The organism is Aquaspirillum sp. LM1, assembly GCF_002002905.1.
Taxonomy (GTDB): Bacteria; Pseudomonadota; Gammaproteobacteria; order Burkholderiales; family Aquaspirillaceae; genus Rivihabitans.
Genome location: NZ_CP019509.1, coordinates 3542211 through 3559221, shown reverse-complemented (window position 1 = coordinate 3559221; position 17011 = coordinate 3542211). Strand labels below are relative to the sequence as shown.

Annotated in this window: 15 protein-coding genes and 1 riboswitch; of the genes, 6 read left to right on the top strand and 9 right to left on the bottom strand. The window is 57.7% G+C overall.

The window, feature by feature from the left end; genetic code table 11:
* Positions 1 to 515: 515 nt before the first annotated feature.
* Positions 516 to 2027, top strand: coding sequence for a hypothetical protein (locus tag BXU06_RS17535; protein WP_150125234.1), 1512 nt, complete (start codon positions 516 to 518; stop codon positions 2025 to 2027).
* 99 nt (positions 2028 to 2126) lie between these two features.
* Here BXU06_RS17535 and BXU06_RS15410 read toward each other — a convergent pair whose 3' ends face one another.
* The 3 genes from BXU06_RS15410 to waaC form a co-directional block, all read right to left on the bottom strand.
* Positions 2127 to 2321 carry a type II toxin-antitoxin system VapB family antitoxin gene (locus BXU06_RS15410; protein ID WP_077301589.1) on the bottom strand — a complete coding sequence of 65 codons (195 nt, stop codon included), beginning with the start codon at positions 2319 to 2321 and terminating at the stop codon, positions 2127 to 2129.
* 84 nt (positions 2322 to 2405) lie between these two features.
* Positions 2406 to 3674, bottom strand: a complete 1269-nt coding sequence (gene waaA / locus BXU06_RS15405) for a lipid IV(A) 3-deoxy-D-manno-octulosonic acid transferase (RefSeq protein WP_077301586.1) — start codon at positions 3672 to 3674, stop codon at positions 2406 to 2408.
* Entirely contained in the window at positions 3671 to 4642 is a 972-nt protein-coding gene (gene waaC / locus BXU06_RS15400) for a lipopolysaccharide heptosyltransferase I (protein WP_077301584.1), read from the bottom strand. The genes waaA and waaC overlap by 4 nt, the downstream gene beginning before the upstream one ends.
* 498 nt (positions 4643 to 5140) lie before the next feature.
* On the opposite strand from waaC, the gene BXU06_RS15395 reads away from it, so the two are divergent.
* Both BXU06_RS15395 and BXU06_RS15390 read left to right on the top strand, forming a co-directional pair.
* Positions 5141 to 5890, top strand: coding sequence for a glycosyltransferase family 2 protein (locus tag BXU06_RS15395; protein WP_077301581.1), 750 nt, complete (start codon positions 5141 to 5143; stop codon positions 5888 to 5890).
* Positions 5891 to 5894: 4 nt separating this feature from the next.
* Positions 5895 to 6860, top strand: a complete 966-nt coding sequence (locus BXU06_RS15390) for an NAD-dependent epimerase (protein WP_077301578.1) — start codon at positions 5895 to 5897, stop codon at positions 6858 to 6860.
* A gap of 307 nt (positions 6861 to 7167) precedes the next feature.
* Here BXU06_RS15390 and ung read toward each other — a convergent pair whose 3' ends face one another.
* The 3 genes from ung to BXU06_RS15375 all read right to left on the bottom strand — a co-directional run bounded on the left by ung (position 7168) and on the right by BXU06_RS15375 (position 9097).
* On the bottom strand, positions 7168 to 7905 hold the full coding sequence (gene ung / locus BXU06_RS15385; protein WP_077301575.1) for a uracil-DNA glycosylase: 738 nt from the start codon (positions 7903 to 7905) through the stop codon (positions 7168 to 7170).
* A 209-nt stretch (positions 7906 to 8114) separates the two neighbouring features.
* Positions 8115 to 8441, bottom strand: coding sequence for a rhodanese-like domain-containing protein (locus BXU06_RS15380; RefSeq protein WP_077301572.1), 327 nt, complete (start codon positions 8439 to 8441; stop codon positions 8115 to 8117).
* Between the two features lie 2 nt (positions 8442 to 8443).
* The gene (locus tag BXU06_RS15375; RefSeq protein ID WP_077301569.1) at positions 8444 to 9097 is read right to left on the bottom strand and encodes a protein-L-isoaspartate O-methyltransferase; all 654 of its coding nucleotides are present in this window, start codon (positions 9095 to 9097) and stop codon (positions 8444 to 8446) included.
* A 76-nt stretch (positions 9098 to 9173) separates the two neighbouring features.
* Positions 9174 to 9281, top strand: a riboswitch (TPP riboswitch).
* Between the two features lie 47 nt (positions 9282 to 9328).
* Between BXU06_RS15375 and thiC the strand changes: the two genes are divergently transcribed.
* A complete protein-coding gene (gene thiC / locus BXU06_RS15370; RefSeq protein ID WP_077301566.1) occupies positions 9329 to 11242 on the top strand; it encodes a phosphomethylpyrimidine synthase ThiC in 1914 nt (637 codons plus the stop codon).
* A 112-nt stretch (positions 11243 to 11354) separates the two neighbouring features.
* On the opposite strand, the gene BXU06_RS15365 is transcribed toward thiC, so the two are convergent.
* Positions 11355 to 12386 (bottom strand): EF-hand domain-containing protein, encoded by a 1032-nt coding sequence (locus tag BXU06_RS15365; protein WP_171982241.1) that lies wholly within the window; start codon positions 12384 to 12386, stop codon positions 11355 to 11357.
* 496 nt (positions 12387 to 12882) lie between these two features.
* Here BXU06_RS15365 and BXU06_RS15360 point away from each other — a divergent pair, with 496 nt between their 5' ends.
* Complete coding sequence (locus BXU06_RS15360) at positions 12883 to 13569, top strand: response regulator transcription factor (protein WP_077301563.1); 687 nt, start codon at positions 12883 to 12885, stop codon at positions 13567 to 13569.
* A 7-nt stretch (positions 13570 to 13576) separates the two neighbouring features.
* Positions 13577 to 15064: a HAMP domain-containing histidine kinase gene (locus BXU06_RS15355; protein WP_077301560.1), complete on the top strand. Its 1488-nt coding sequence runs from the start codon at positions 13577 to 13579 to the stop codon at positions 15062 to 15064.
* A 193-nt stretch (positions 15065 to 15257) separates the two neighbouring features.
* Here the strand turns inward: BXU06_RS15355 and BXU06_RS15350 are convergent, their stop codons facing one another.
* The gene (locus BXU06_RS15350; protein ID WP_077301557.1) at positions 15258 to 16598 is read right to left on the bottom strand and encodes a type II toxin-antitoxin system HipA family toxin; all 1341 of its coding nucleotides are present in this window, start codon (positions 16596 to 16598) and stop codon (positions 15258 to 15260) included.
* A complete protein-coding gene (locus tag BXU06_RS15345) occupies positions 16598 to 16939 on the bottom strand; it encodes a helix-turn-helix domain-containing protein (protein WP_077301554.1) in 342 nt (113 codons plus the stop codon). The genes BXU06_RS15350 and BXU06_RS15345 overlap by 1 nt, the downstream gene beginning before the upstream one ends.
* Positions 16940 to 17011: the final 72 nt, after the last annotated feature.

Sequence of the window (17011 nt, the reverse complement as noted above, 5' to 3'; positions counted from 1 at the left end):
ACGCAGCAAAAAAATTTGACGGGGACGGGCATACAAACGCCCAGCGCCCAGCTTCAGCCGTATTGCAATATCATGGCCTCCGCACTCGGAATGGATATTGTAAAAACAGGCCGTTTTGCACAAATTTTAGGCAGAAAAGCACCAAAAAAGCATCTGTCAAGCGGGGTGAACCTCCCGTTTTTTGCGATATCGAAATAAGTCAAGATGGTTTTGAGCGGCAGCGCCGTTTCTTGGGCTGTCTGCACCATAGGTGCTGCTTAAATTTTGTGCAAACCTTCTATTTTTCTGCTGTATGTCATTCGAGTGCGGAGACCCTGATTGCAATATCAAGAACACGCTGAAAAAATCATCATTCCCGCGAAAGCAGAAATCCAGGAATTTGATTTTGCTGAACGTTAACTTTTAGCAAAACAGATTGTTCTGAATAAATCAGCGTACCCCTAAGCGTGCAGCCCGACCACGCCCTATTTGACACCGCTTTATCATAAATTGTTCATTTTATCGTCGAGATGTCTATGAGTGAAAACGTAAAGGAATCTCGCTGGGTTTGGATCAGCAGCGATAACTCCATCCAACGCGGACAGATTTCCGTACTGGCGCTGCTGGAAATTCCCCTGGCCACGGCCTTTTTTTGGTGGTTAAGCAGTATTTCCCCCTGGCCCTGGCTCACCCTCATCGGGCTGATGGCAGCTCCGGTGTTATTACTGCGCTCACCGGAATCAGTGGCGGCGGGAAAGACGATGTTGTGGGAGTATTGGGAGGACATAGGGGGAGCAGAAGAAATATCTACTGCTCAGAAATGGCTCATCGGGCTGCTGTCCGCTTGTCTAACGGTGGGGCTAAGCTACTGGGGAATGCAGTACTTCCTGTTAGGGCAAACCGGCTGGGAGATATTGTGGCGAGGAGCAACGCTGACGTGGGTTTTCGTTGTGGTTGCAGGTATGGTTGCAGTTGCGGTTACAAGTATGGCTGCGGTTATGGTTTCATCTTCGGTTACATTTGCAACTTCAACTGTGGCTTCAGTTGTAGCTTCAGTTGTAGCTTCAGCTGCGGGTACGCTTACTGGCGCAGGTACAGTTACTGGCATGGCCATGGCTGCAATTACGGATATAGGCACCATAATTCTGGCACAGTTCGCACTTCTAGTAGTAATGTCAGCCATTAACCTCGGTCTCTTAGTCCGCACTATATTCATCCGCCTTTGGGCAACCCTTCAATATTGGCGTTCGGGCTTAGCCACTTTCCCGCGTAATTGGCACGAAACAGTTTGCATCATTGACGCACGCCATCTACCGGAACTTTTACCCGGAGCAGGAGAGGTTGACAATGATCTTACATTGAAAGGACTGTTTGAACGTTTAGAGAGAATGCTTGAACAGAAAATGGAGCGTGGAGTTCGTGACAATATAATCGAATATATGCTTCTTACAACCCTAGTTACCCTAATTTATCTCCCCGCCTTGCTCTACCGCTGGAACCTCAAAGCCAGCGCCTGGCTATGGGGACCGGTGGCATTGCTACTCAGCCCGGTGCTGTGGGCCAATGATGAAGAAATGCGCCATAAAACCGCTTACTGGACCACTTGGGCCGTACAATCCAGTTTATTATCGGTGTGGGTGGGCTTTATCAGCTGGCTACTGGCGGCTTATTTGCCTAAAGATGTGCAAGCGCTGTTTCCGCACTGGGTAACAGTTGCCTATGGCCATTTTCCGCTGCCGACTTTAGGTGTGCGCTATGGTTTGCTGTGGCTGCTGGCTATCTGCTTGCTGGTGCTGCTGCTGACGGCTTACCCGATTCGGGCCGCCCATGGCAAAGCATTGGAAGGAGCAGGGGATTTTCACAAAGGGTATTCTGATGAATTAAAGGCGGAATTGCGCCGCCTGGCGATCCCTGTGCGCTATTGGTTGCGGGTGAATCTGGTTGTGATTACCTTCACCATCTGGGCTTTCGCCCTACAGTGGGCGTTACAACGTTGGCCAAATCAGTTGCAGCATGTGGTTTGGTCATGGCTGCGGCCTTGGTTGTAAATACCGTGGCGCGGCCCGGAAACGCATGCGCGAACCCGGGTTGTCGCCGTGATAACGCGCCACAGAAATAGTCAATTCAAATGCAGAATCCCCTCAGGATCATGCATCAGTCGTCATCTCGTCCAAATCGCCCTGCCAGGGAATTTGCCCACGCAGTTTACGAACTTCTTCTTGCCGAGCCAGGCGCACTAGCATTTTCAGGCCAGCTTCCACCGCTTGTTTTTTGGTCTTGAAGCCCGTCAGGCGCAGAGCGTCATCCATCAGACGGTCATCAATCACAATATTAGTTCGCACAATACGCTCCTCAGCAAATATGTATGCACAAGGTAGTGTAGGGCGAAACCTTGCGCCATCGCCAGGGCGGCACAGCGCTCGACATCAATTAACCGCCTCCCCCACACACCCCAACACATGCGCCAGCGTGCGCGCAGTCGCGCCCCGGTGGCGCTGGGCAAAGGCCAGGCCAGCGGCGCCCATGCGCTGGCGGGCGTCAGGGTCAGCCAGCAGAACGGCAACGGTGCGGTGCAGTTCGTCAGCGTCAGCCACCTGGCGGGCGGCACCTTCGGCCAGGGCCAGGCGGGTGACTTCGGCAAAATTGAAGGTGGACGGGCCAATCAGCACCGGGCAGCCCACAGCAGCCGGTTCGATCAGGTTTTGCCCGCCCAGCGGCAGCAGGCTGCCGCCGATAAAGGCCAGATCGACGGCCTGATAGTAGGCGAACATTTCACCCATGCTGTCGCCCAGCCAGACACGGGTATCGGCGCGCAGGGCGGCGTTGTCGCTGCGGCGCTGAAACGGGATGCCGCGCACGCGCAACAGCTCGGCCACTTCGGCAAAGCGCTGCGGATGGCGCGGGGTGAGCAGCAGCACCGCCGGGCTGTCGGCGGGCAGGGCGTCCAGCAGCAGGGCTTCTTCGCCCTCGCGGGTGCTGGCCGCCATCCACAGCGGACGCTCGCCGCGCCATTGGCGCAACTGGGCGGCCAATACGGCGGCTTGTGGCGGCGGGGTGATGTCAAATTTCAGGTTGCCGCACACCGCCACCTGGTGGGCACCCAGGGCGCGCAGGCGGGCGGCGTCGTCTTCGCTTTGCGCGGCCACCCCAGCCAGGCTGGCCAGCGCCGGACGGATCAGCCCGCCAATGCGGCGATAGCCACGTGCCGAGCGCTCGGACAGGCGGGCATTGGCCAGAAACAGCGGCACACCGCGCTGGGCGCAGGCGGCAATCAGATTGGGCCACAGCTCAGTTTCCATCAGCACCCCCAGCACAGGCTGGTAACGGGCCAGAAACCGCGCCACAGCGTCTGGGGCGTCGTAAGGCAGGTAGCGCACCGTTGCCTGGCCGCCGTACAGCGACAGGGCGGTTTCCCGGCCAGTGGGGGTCATCTGGGTGACCAGCAGCGGGCGATCCGGCCAGCGCGCGCGCAATGCCGCCACCAGCGGCTGGGCGGCGCGGGTTTCCCCCACCGACACCGCATGCACCCAGATCACCCCACGCGGGTCGTCCGTCTGCGCGGGCTGGCGCGCCCAGCGTTCGTCCCAGTGTTCCAGGTATTCCGGCTGCTGGCGCGCGCGTTTGCGCAGGTAGCGGTTCACCAGCGGCGGCAGAATGGTCCATAGCCGGGCGTAAAGCCAGCGCCAAGCGTTCATGCCGCCGTTCCGGCCCGGCAGCGCGCCAGGGCACTCAGCACCGCGTCAGCGGTCGGGCAGGCGGCCACACCGCCCAGATTGATGGCACAAGACGACGACACCACGCCGGTCAGTTGCGGGTCGGTGTCGGTGTAAATCGCCACCAGCGGACGATCCAGCGCATTGGCCAGATGGGTCAGCCCAGTGTCCACCCCCACTACGGCGGCGGCATGGCCGAGCAAACCCGCCGCCTGCGCCAGCGACAGGCGCGGTGCCACCTTGCTGCCCGGCAAGGCTTCCACCAGGCGCAGGGCGCGGGCGTGTTCCGGCGCACTGCCCCATGGCCAGATCACGCTCAGCCCTTGCGACTGCAAGGCTGCGCCCAGGGTCAGCCAGTGGGTTTCCGGCCATTCTTTTTCAGCGCGGGATGTGGCGGTCAGCAACACGGCGTAGTCGTTGGCGTCCAGCCAGTCCGGGCGCGGGCCAGGCTGGATGCCAAAGTTGGGCGGGGTGGGGTCGGGCTGGTAGCCAAAGGCCAGGCCCATCAACCGGCGGTTGCGTTCAATGGCCGACAGGCTGCGGCTGACCTGATAGGTTTTGTCGTAGGCGCGGCTGGCCAGCGGCTCGCGGATGCTGTCCGCCGCGTAGCCCCCCAAGGGCGTATTGCGCACCCAGCGCGCCACCAGGGCACTTTTGATCAGGCCCTGCATATCCAGCACCAGATCGTAACGGCGGGCATTCAGCGCCTGGTGACAGGCGCGCAACGCGCCCCAGGTGGCCGGATGCCACAGCCGCTTGCGCCAGCGCCGCCAGGCAATCGGAATCACCTGGTCCACCGCCGGATGCAGGCGCGGGATATCCACAAACGCTTCTTCCGCCAGCCAGTCCACGCGCACGTCGGGAAAGCGGCGAGCCAGATCGGTCAGCGCAGGCAGGGTGTGAATCAAGTCGCCCATGGACGACATGCGAACAAGCAGAAGTCGTGACATGCCCGCGATTGTACGGGCCGGCCTGGGGGTTAACCAAGCGAAATCCGGCTGACCACCTGTGGATAAGTGGAAGTTTTCCCCAGGTGGATAAGTTATCCACAAGTCAGCCCATGGCAGCCAGCAGGACTTACCCCAAGCCCATACACAAGGCAAAAGCTTGATCGAACAAGCTTTTTACAAGGTTATCCACAGAAAACCCCCACTATTGTTTCTTCATCCATTTATTAATTTAGTTCTTGTTTGAAACCGATTGCAGGCAAAATAACTGTCCACCGACGGTCCGTGCCAACTCGGCCTTCGCCTGTGGATAAGTACACCATTCCAACACCAGCGCAAAGCATCCACAATTGTTCAACAGCCGGACATGGCTGCCATACCGAAGTTTGCTTGCCATATAAAGCATTGATTTTGTTTGTTAAAAAAGACTTATCCACAGATAAGGGTGTACTATTGTTTCATCGTCTATCTAAATCTATACAAACTTATTAAGAACAACGTATGCAATTTTCTGTGGTGCTCATTACCCTGAACGCAGCCAGCACACTGACAAAGTGTCTGCAAAGCTGTGCCGGGTTGACCGACGACATTGTGGTGGTTGATTCAGGCAGCCAGGACAACACAATTGAAATTGCCCAACACCACCATGCACGAGTGATTCATCAGGATTGGCTGGGTTTTGGCAAACAAAAACAATTTGCTGTAGCACACGCTAAATATGATTGGGTATTATGTCTGGATGCCGATGAATGGTTGTCTACAGAATTGGCAGCACACCTTCAACGGCTGGAAGATAATTCACCCAATATTCATGCCTGGAAAATGCCACGCTGCAATAAATTCATGGGCCGATTTTTACGCCATGGTGAAGGCTATCCTGATTGGAGTTTACGCCTTTTTCACCGCAAACAGGCTGGATGGTCAGACGATAGCGTGCATGAAACCGTTATTTATCAAGGACTTGTTGGAAAACTTCATGGGGATTTAATGCATGAGTCTGGTGAAGTACTGAGTGAGTATTTACGTAAGCAAAATCACTATACTGATTTGCAGGCAAACAATTTATTCAGTCAGGGCAAGAAGATTACCCTGGGAAAAATGGTATTCAGTCCATTGATTCGGTTTATCAAGTTTTATCTGATTCGCCAAGGCTGGCGTGATGGTATGCCGGGATTTGTGCATATCAGCATTGGCTGCATGAACAGTTTATTAAAATACGCCAAGCTGTATGAACGGCAACGCAAGGGATAATGGCATGAAAGTATTAGTTACCGGCGCTGCCGGATTTATTGGCCGAGCGTGTGCACAAGCACTGCTGCGTGCGGGTCACCAGGTGGTGGCTGTGGATAATTTGAACGATTACTACCCGGTCAGTTTGAAGCACGCTCGTTTGGCGACGCTGAAAAATCAGCCGGATTTTCAATTTTATCCACAGGACGTGGCTGACTGGCCTGCATTGGATGCCTTGTTTGCCCAAAATCGGCCAGATGCTGTGATTCATCTGGCCGCTCAGGCCGGGGTGCGCTATTCGATTGAAAACCCGCATACTTATGCACAGTCAAACCTGATCGGCATGACCAATATTCTGGAAGCGTGTCGCCATTACCCGGTGCAGCATCTGGTGTATGCCAGCTCGTCTTCGGTTTATGGCAAGAATGCCAAGGTGCCATTTTCTGAAGACGATAGAACTGACCATCCGGTCAGTTTTTATGCAGCCAGTAAAAAAGCCAATGAAGTGATGGCGGCCAGTTATAGCCATTTATACCAATTGCCTGCTACCGGATTGCGGTTTTTCACCGTATACGGCCCTTGGGGTAGGCCGGATATGGCCCCCTGGTTATTTACCGAAGCGATTTTACAGGGTAAACCCATCAAGGTATTCAACCATGGTCGGCTACAGCGTGATTTCACCTATATTGATGATATTGTCGAAGGGATTCTGCGCGTGCTGGCTTTGCCACCACAAGGCGAGTTGCCGCATGCGCTGTATAATATTGGCAACCACCAACCTGTTGAATTAATGCAGTTTATTGCCACCATCGAACAGGCACTGGGGCGAGAGGCTGAGAAGATTTATTTGCCGATGCAGGACGGTGATGTGCCGGTTACCTATGCGGATACCCGACGTTTGCGCGAGGCTGTTGGATTTTCTCCGGATACTGCTTTGGCGGATGGCATGCGCCGTTTTGTTGAATGGTACCGCGAATATCATCAGTGCTGATGAGGGTGCTGCAATAGCAGAACAATCAAAATATGCGGGACATAATAAGCTGATGTGCGAGGGAATAGCATGATCTATGGCGGTGGATATGCCACTCATGCATAGCACAATTGACTTATGTTCATGCTGCCATCAAACCTGGCTGAATCAAAAAATCGCTGAAAAAATTGCCCTCCCCGCAAAAGTGGGGAGGGCAATTTTTTTATGATATAACGTTTTTTAAGCCGCCAAGCTACCGATATAGCACCGATGCAGATAGAGAAGCCAAGAAGGCGCAACCCAGAATCAGCGGTTTGATAAGCTGCTGTTAAAATGCCAAGCCAGCCTGAAGGGTGGGTAATGCCGGCAAGCGCCAATCAATCTCCCCACGCCCCTGCTCACGCAAAAAGGCATTGGCCTGAGAAAAATGCCGACAGCCCAAAAAACCACGATAGGCCGACAAGGGCGATGGATGCACGCTATTCAGCACGCAGTGATGTGGGTTACTTGCTGCTGGTGCGCCCAGCTTCTGCGCGGCGCTGCCCCACAGCAGAAACACCGTGGGGGTGTCCCGTCTGGCCAAGGTATCGATCACTGCGTGGGTGAGTACCTCCCAGCCCAGCTTGCGGTGACTGTTGGCGCAGTCTTTTTCTACCGTCAACACGCTATTCAACAACAACACCCCTTGCTGTGCCCAATGGCTGAGTGTGCCGTGGGCTGGCAGTGGCACGCCCAGATCGCTGTGCAGTTCCTGGAAGATATTGCGCAACGAGGGCGGTGTCTTGACCCCCGGCAACACCGAAAACGCCAGACCGTGCGCCTCGCCGCTGCCATGGTAAGGGTCCTGCCCCAGAATCACCACTTTGACCTGGTCAGGTGGGGTCAGATTCAGCGCGTGAAACAGCTGATCACGCTGTGGATAGATTTCAGCGCCAGCGGCGTGACGCTGGCTGAGCGCCTGGTCCAGTTTGGCCAGTTTGGCGCTGTGCCACACTTCGGACAAGGCGGAACGCCATGCTGGGTCAAGACCAGCATACGCAGGAGCAAGAAACGACAAGTTGGGCATAAGGGGTAAACCAGAAAAAATCCGGCTGTGGATAAGCTGGGGGTAAAGTATTTTTGCTGGCGCAATCTGGCCGGCAAAACGGTGGCGTATTTTTTTGCTATCGCCGCATTGGCGGCAGCAAGGATAAGCGGGAAAACCGGCCACGGCACAGACAACAACGGCCACCCGAGGGTAGCCGTTGTGGCACTGGCAGCATCAGTACTCCGCCATCAGTAGCGCGGCATGCCAGGGTCTACCTGATCCGCCCAGGCCGCCACCCCGCCAGCCAGGCTGAGCACTTCGTCAAAGCCCGCCTGAACCAGATACTGGCCCACCTGATAGCTGCGCACGCCATGGTGGCAAATCACCACCAGCGGTACATCATCCGGGAGCTTGTTCATCTGCAAGGGCACGGTATGCATGGGCATCAGCTGGCTATTGGCCAGATGACAGTGGGCAAATTCCCAGTCTTCACGCACATCCAGCAGATAAGGTGCCGGGCGGGTGGTGTCTTCCAGCCAGGCGTGCAGGGCGGTGGGAGAAATTTCACTGAGCATGGTTAAAAGGCAAAGCGTTCCGGTTGCTCGACATCCTTCAGCGGGGTGAGCACCGTTTCAAACAGCTTGGTGGTGCGCAAGCCGGTTTCGCTTTCGCGCTCAATCAGCGTCAGGCTCATCGACGGAGCGTCACCCAGTACCACCAGCAGACGGCCACCCACGGCCAGCTGGCTGGTCAGCGCTTCTGGCAGGGTGGGCAGCGAGCCGCCCACCACAATGGCGTTAAACGGCGCATTGGTCGGCAGGCCGTCCACGCCATTGGCGGTCACTAGGGTGACATTGTGGATATTGGCGCGGGCCAGATTGGCCTTGGCCAGCGCGGTCATGGCCGGGTCGATGTCCAGGCTGTAGACATGCTTGCTGAAGCTGGCCAGCAGGGCGGTCAGGTAGCCGCTGCCGGTGCCGATTTCCAGCACCTTGTCCTCTGGGGCCAGATTCAGCTCCTGCACCAGGCGAGCCTCCATCTTGGGCTCCAGCATGCGGCTGCCGTTGGGCAGCGGCAGTTCGGTATCGACAAAGGCAATGGTTTTTTGCTTGTCGCTAACGAACTCTTCGCGTTTCACGTGAAACAGAAGATCCAGCACCTGCGTGTTGAGCACATCCCACGGGCGAATCTGCTGTTCGACCATGTTGAACCGGGCTTTTTCAAAATCCATTGAACACTCCGAACGATCGTTTATTGAGCGATGACAGTAACTTGCAATTATCCCATATTTGCTTTAGCTTCACAGCACTGTCCGCTAGGGGTTTTTTGCACCGTTCAGTGCTGTGCAGAAATGAGAGTTACCCTTCGAACCTGATCCGGCTAATATCGGCGTAGGGAAGCGAGAGGCGCGCCATTGGCTGGCGTGGTTTCCGTTTTGCCGCCGAACACGAGGAAACCTGCCATGAATGCGCCACACCATCCGTTTAACCAGACTGCCGAAGTGGACCACGCGGCTATCCAGCCGCTGCCTAACTCGAAAAAAATCTACGTCACCGGCAGCCGCCCGGATATTCGCGTGCCGATGCGGGAAATCAGTCAGGCGGATACCCCCACCTCGTTTGGCGGTGAAAAAAACCCGCCGATTACCGTTTACGACACTTCCGGCCCGTACTCGGACCCCGACGCACACATTGATGTGCGCTCCGGTCTGCCGGCGCTGCGCGCCGCCTGGATTGAAGAACGCCAGGACACCGAAGTGCTGGCCGACTTGTCCAGCGAGTATGGCCGCCAGCGCGCTGCCGACGAAAAGCTCGACCCGCTGCGCTTCAACCTGACCCGCGCGCCGCGCCGGGCCAAGCCGGGCAGCAACGTCACCCAGATGCACTACGCCCGCCGTGGCATTATCACCCCGGAAATGGAATATGTGGCGATTCGGGAAAACCTGCGCCGTGACGCCTACCTGGACAGCCTGAAGGCCAGTGGCCCGCAAGGGGAAAAACTGGCCAGGATGATGGCCCGCCAGCACGCGGGTCAGCGCTTTGGTGCCGGCATTCCGGACACCATCACTGCCGAATTTGTCCGCGACGAAATTGCCCGTGGCCGTGCCATTATTCCGAACAACATCAACCACCCGGAATGCGAGCCAATGATCATTGGCCGTAATTTCCTGGTGAAGATCAACGGCAATATCGGCAACAGCGCGGTGACCTCCAGCATTGGCGAAGAAGTCGAGAAAATGACCTGGGGCATCCGCTGGGGGGCCGATACCATCATGGACTTGTCCACCGGCAAGAACATCCACGAAACCCGCGAATGGATTATCCGTAACAGCCCGGTGCCGATTGGCACCGTGCCGATTTACCAGGCGCTGGAAAAGGTCAACGGCAAGGCCGAAGATCTGACCTGGGAAATCTTCAAGGACACGCTGATCGAGCAGGCCGAACAGGGGGTGGATTACTTCACCATCCACGCTGGCGTCCTGCTGCGCTATGTGCCGATGACTGCCGAGCGCATGACTGGTATTGTCAGCCGGGGCGGTTCGATCATGGCCAAATGGTGTCTGGCCCACCATCAGGAAAACTTCCTGTATACCCATTTTGACGACATTTGCCAGATCATGAAGGAATATGACGTGGCTTTCAGCCTGGGCGATGGCCTGCGTCCTGGCTCGATCTACGATGCCAATGACGACGCCCAGCTGGGTGAGCTGAAAACCCTGGGCGAGCTCACCCAGATTGCCTGGAAGCACGATGTGCAGGTGATGATCGAAGGCCCCGGCCATGTGCCGATGCAGCTGATCAAGGAAAACATGGACAAGGAACTGGAATGGTGTGACGAAGCACCGTTCTACACCCTTGGCCCGCTGACCACCGACATCGCCCCCGGCTACGACCACATCACCTCGGCCATCGGTGCTGCGCAAATCGGCTGGTATGGCTGCGCCATGCTTTGCTATGTCACGCCGAAGGAGCATCTGGGTCTGCCGAACAAGGACGATGTGAAAGAAGGCATCATCACCTACAAGCTGGCCGCCCACGCCGCCGACCTGGCCAAGGGTCACCCCGGTGCGCAGATTCGCGACAATGCCCTGAGCAAGGCGCGCTTTGAATTCCGTTGGGAAGACCAGTTTAATCTGGGTCTGGACCCGGACAAGGCCAAGAGTTTCCACGACGAAACCCTGCCCAAGGACAGCGCCAAGGTGGCGCATTTCTGCTCAATGTGTGGCCCGCACTTCTGCTCGATGAAAATTACCCAGGACGTGCGCGACTACGCTGCTCAGCAGGGCATCAGCGCCGAAGTGGCCTTGCAGCAGGGAATGGAAGTGAAGGCAGTGGAGTTTGTGCAGGGTGGCAGCAAGCTGTACGACAAGCTGTAAGCGCAAATAGAGGGATGGCTGGCCAAAAGGTCAGCCTATTCTGCCAATACCTACGCCAAGCCCCCAGATAATGGGGGCTTGGCGTTTCAAGCCAGAGGATTCACGTGAAACATCAGGCCGAGATCGACACCGTGCTCAACGTGCTTTGTGCCTTGCTGCTGGATTGGCCGCTGTAAGTCTGAACCAGTTCCATGATGCGCTTCATTACCGCCGTATCCAGATCGTCGCTGCTGCTGGTGGCACTGGCGGTGGTGGTGGCGCTGGTGGTGGTCTGGTTTTCTTCCTGGTAGGCCATCGCTTCGTCACGGGTGACCTTGCCGTCCTGATTGGCGTCAGCGGCGGCAAAATTGCTCGACAGCGTCTTCATCAAGTCAGCCAGATTGGTATCGGTGGTGGTGCTGGCGATTTCATTCATCTGATCCACCGTCAGCCCGTCATCCTTGCCTTTGCCACCGTGATGGCCGCCTTCGGTTTTGGGCGGCGGTTGCATCATGCCTTGCACCAGCGAGGCCAGTGCGCTGCTGACACTGTCGCTGCTGGCAGTGGTGTCGGTATCGGTGCTGGTGCTGTCATCCGTGCTGGCGGTGCTGGCTTCAGTGGACTTTTTGTATTCCATCGCTTCGCTGCGGGTGACCTTGCCATCACCATCCGTATCCGCCGCTTCAAAATTGCTCGACAAGGTTTTCATCATGTCGGCCAGCTTGCTGTCGGTGGTGCTGCTGGCAATGTCGTCCATGTCATCCTGGCTCAAGCCCGTGTCTTCTTCTCCTTCCGGCGGCGGTGGCGGCATATCGCCCTTGCCCTTGGTGCGCATGGCCTGGAACTGGCTGTCCAGCTGTTCCTGTACCTGCTTCAGGCCAGAGGTCAGTTCGCTTTTGGTCAGCTTGCCGTCGCTGTCGCTGTCCAGCGCCTTGAACACTTCATCGGCATTGGCCGTGCTGCTGCTGTCGGTGCTGGTCGAACTGCTGCTGCCCAGCGCGGTGGCCAGATCGCTGGCTTCCAGATAGCCCTTGCTTTGGGTATCCAGTTTGGAGAACAGGTCTTCGGCCAGCTTGCTGGCATCCGGGCGTTGGCGGGTAGCGCCGGCGCGAGAAAACATCATGGCCGAAGTGGTGCTGGTGCTGCTTCCGATACTCATCGACATGGTGAAGCTCCTTGTAGGCATGTCACAGTAAACAAATGCGTAGGCAGTCCTCGGTGTGATGTGTAAAACCGGGGCGACTGCCGGATGTCGTATTGCAAGATTCTCACCTAAGCCACTGAAATTAAAGGTTATTGCAGGTAAAGACGGGTAAAGTTAAGTTAACGCCGCTGGATAAAACCGGCAAACAGCCGACAAAGCACAGGCCTGCCCGCTTGGGCCGGCTTAGGCTTGGCAGCTTTTGCCGCCACCTGGGCTGGCCTGGCGGCAAAAGCTGCCAGAACCGCAATCTGGCTGGCTTGATCAGCAAAACAAGGGTTTAGCGGCACAACTGGCTTAATCCGTTGCTGGGTGTGGTGTGGGAAAAATCGGGAAAATGGTCATTCTTGCCGGTCAAACGGCTGTGTAAAGCTGGGTAAAGGCCGCTGGGCCAGCGGTCAGCAGCGGGCCAGGAACCGCTATCATGCAGGGAATCTGATTGAGACAAGGAAGCAACACCATGAGCCGGCTACTGCTGGTCGATGACGATGTAGAACTGGCCGAAATGCTGCGTGACTACCTGGCCCAGGAAGGGTTTGCCGTGACCTTGGCCCACGATGGCGATGCTGGCAGCCAGGAAGCCCTGACTGGCCAGTACGCGCTGATCATTCTGGATGTGATGATGCCGCGTGCCAGCGGGGTAGAGGTGCTTGGGCGGATTCGCAGCCAGATCACCACGCCAGTGATCATGCTCACCGCCAAGGGCGACGATGTGGACCGTATTATCGGCCTGGAAATGGGCGCGGATGACTACGTGCCCAAACCCTGCACCCCGCGTGAGCTGGTGGCGCGGATTCGTGCCGTGCTGCGCCGGGTACACAGCACGCCAACTGAACACGCCGACAGCGCGCTGCAGGTGGGGGCGCTGACCCTGTGGCCTGGCAAGCGCACCGCCCAGTGGCAGGCGCAGGCACTGGAGCTGACCAGCACCGAATTCAACCTGCTGCTGCAATTGGCGCGCAATGCTGGCCGGGTGGTGAGCAAGCGCGAGCTGTCCGAGCAGGCGCTGGGGCGTTCGCTGACCCGGTTTGACCGCAGCATCGACGTGCATCTGAGCAGCATCCGCCACAAACTGGGCCGTCGCGCCGATGGTCAATCCTGGATTGAAACCATTCGCGGCATTGGCTACCAGCTGATTCGGGAGTAAACCGCCGATGCGCGCCCTGCTTGCCCGGTTGCGTCTGCTCAGCCGCAGCCTGTTCTGGAAATTTTTTCTGGCCTTCTGGCTCACCCTGCTGCTGGCGGGTTCCGGGGCGGGTTTGGTGGTGTGGTGGAATATTCCCAAACACCAGCACCCCGCCTTGTCTGGCGGGCCGCGCACCGCGCTTTTGCTGCATATGGCTGAATCCGTGCTGGTTCACGGCGATGAAACGACTTTGCGTCATATTCTGCGCGATTGGTCCGGGCGCGAAGCCGAGCCGATTTTTGCCGTGGACGAAAACGACCGCGAACTGCTGGGCCGGCCTGTGTCTGCCGAGGCCATTGCTGCTGCGCGCAAGCTGGCGGCTGGCGAGGGGGATATCAACCGGGTGCGCAGCGTCACCGTCTCATCTGATCATACCTACCTGCTGTTTGTCCCCTTTCATTCCCGGCGTGGCCCCAGTTTATTGCCGTTTCCCCCTCCACTTCCTGGCGAGCGTGGCGTGAAAGGTGAGCCGGGTTTCAAGGGAGATCACCGGTTTAAAGGCGATGGCGGGCCACGTTTTGACGGCGGCGGGCCACCTGGCCTGCCGCTGCCCTGGGTGCATCTGCTGGCCGGTGTGCTGGCCAGTCTGGCGTTCAGCGCGGGTTTGGCCTGGTATGTGGTCAAGCCGATTGGCCACCTGCGCCAGGCATTTCGCGCGGTGGCAGCAGGGGCCCTGCATACCCGGGTGCGCGCGCGCATGGGCCGGCGTCGTGATGAGTTCAGCGATCTGGGCCACGACTTTGACAGCATGACTGGCCAGCTTGAAGCGCTGATCAGCGCGCAACGGCGCTTATTGCACGATATTTCTCATGAACTGCGCTCACCATTGGCCCGGCTGCAGGCGGCCATCGGCCTGGTGCGGCAAAACCCGAAACAGCTGGAAGCCATGCTGGAACGGCTGGAACGGGAAATCACCCGGCTGGACGAACTGGTGGATGAAGTGCTGACCATTGCCCGGCTGGACTCCGGCTTGCCCGGTGCCGCCAGCCAGACCTTCGACCTGCTGGCCCTGCTCGACGACGTGATGGCCGACGCCCAGTTTGAGGCTGAGGCGGTGAATAAATGCGTGACCTACCGCAGCGAGGGCGAAGTCCAGCTGACTGGCCGGGCCGACCTGCTGGTGCGCGCGGTGGAAAACGTGGTGCGCAACGCCATTCGCTATACCCCGGAAGGCGAATGCGTCGAGGTGCAGGGTTGCAGCGACCGCGCGCTGCAACAGGTCCGCATTATTGTCAGCGACCGGGGGCCAGGCGTGGCCGAAGACGAGCTGGAAACCATCTTCCAGCCATTTTATCGCAGCCCCGGCAGCCCGTCCGGCAGCGGCTATGGCCTCGGTCTGGCCATCGCCCGGCGCGCCATCGAAGCCCATGGCGGCCAGATTCTGGCCCGTAACCGGGTAGAAGGTGGTTTGCGGGTGGAGATTGTCCTGCCCTGGTTGGGGGCGGCGGCGCGCTAAGAACGCGTTCAAAGTCTGCGAGACTCGGGTGATCCTGCGTTGAAATGCCCCCCAAAATGCGCATTGACCGCGTGTCAACTGCACCTTTTGGGTTCATTTCGCCTTGGCTGACCCGTCGTTCGCTAGACTTTGAACACGTTCTAAGCACAGGGCTACTCTGCTGTTTTTCTGGGTAGCCGCTTGTCGTGGTGGATCATGGCAGTTGGCGACGTAGCTTGGCAGATGACACATCGTCGATATGTCGGAAAGCTGGCGCAATCTTGTCGATCTCAGCGGCAGGCACACCGTATTGTTCAAAGTAAACGCGCCATTCACGTACCCGCTCCCATACCTCTGCAATGACGGTGACTGCTTCTGTCTCAGAGAGTGAAAACGCCTCTTTGGCCGTCATGGCGTTGTCCAGTGTTGCTGAGCGCCCTTGCTTGCCGACGCCAAGGTGCAATTGCCGCTCAAATGCCAGGCTGGGGCGTGGCATCACGTCGTACAGCGGGCTCAGACGCCAGCCCGGCAAACTTGCATCGCAGACAAAACCGTGATTGCGTAGGTGATCGTCGTCGTTGCTGACCAGGATGTTGTACACCATGCGCCCGAACAACTCCCGGTTGTCGCGTCGGATGACCGAGGTGTGGCAATAGCGCCGGATGGCGTGGGTGAGATCCGCATAGGACTTGAGGCGTGACTGTGTTTCATCGCAGCCCAACAAAGTCAGCCCGCTGACAAAGCCCAGCCGCCGTTCCTGCTGGCCCGCCACAGGCTGAACTGTCATCCAGTCGCCCGGCTTGGTCACGCCCGGAGCGCTCCAGTACCGGTCAAAGCGCCGAATCATCATGATGTTTCGGCTACCCAGCGGAAGAACCTTAACCGGTGGCACCGTCAGCCCGCATTCTGCCGCCAGTCTGAGGGTAGCCGCCTCAATTGCGGGGATGTCGTACCCGTCTGTCCGGCTACGGAACTTGGCCAGCCAGAGCACGCCGTCGTCGTCGCGGATCGATGCCTTCGGGCGTGCGCCGCCCAGCGCCGTACCGTCTTGAAAAATTGCTTCGAGCTTGGCCGGAATGGGCAAGCCCTCCTCAATGCGGTCAGCCGCCTCCATCAAATACTGAAGGCTGTCCCAGCTGCTATGGCTGGGGCGTGGTGGTGCATCTGGCGCAGTGCGTACGTCCAGAGCACCTACGCGCTCACTGCCAGCGTGCAGCAGATAATCCGACTCAGACAGGCTGTTTGCAGGCACTTTCAGCTTTGCTTCGATGACGCGTCGTCCCCAGGCATCCGGGGCAGCATCGCGGATTCCACCGAACAAAGGCAACATATTCACTGGCAGTAGCGCTTTGCCACGAATGCTGTCCTTGTTGTGCAAGCCAAGGCTAACCGGGTCAAGCTCTACGGCGTTATGCCGGTCCAGATAGCGCAGGCCGTAGGCAAAGCGGGATGCCAATACCATGGGGCCGTCCTCTATCAATGTGAGCTGCCCGCATGGCACCCAATCTGTATCCAGATGGGCAAAAACAATAAGTTTTTTTTCGGCTGCTGCCATCAGAAATCCAACTCCTTCAGCTCGGCAGAGGACATGTCGCGCACGCGCCGTTTGCGCTCGCGTGTTTCGAGTGCAGTCAATGCGGGGTCATTTTCGCTTAGTAGATCAAGCAGCGTTTGCCCGGGTGCAATAGCATCCAGATAGCGAAGGATTTGGCCAAAGGCCAACCCTGGATCACCCCGTTCTAGGCGGTAGGCGGTGTTTCGGGATAGGCCGGCGCGCAACGCTGCATCAACTTGTTTGATGCCTCTGGCCATGCGCAGACGCGCCAGTTTCAGGCCCAGATTTTGGGATTCGGTGGCCAGCTCAGGGCGTAGGGTGGTGGCTTGCTTCACACGCATGGTGTCACCTCTGGTTGAGCGCTCAATGACACGATCAGTCTAAAACGCCCTGGCAGCAAGATCAATTTTTGA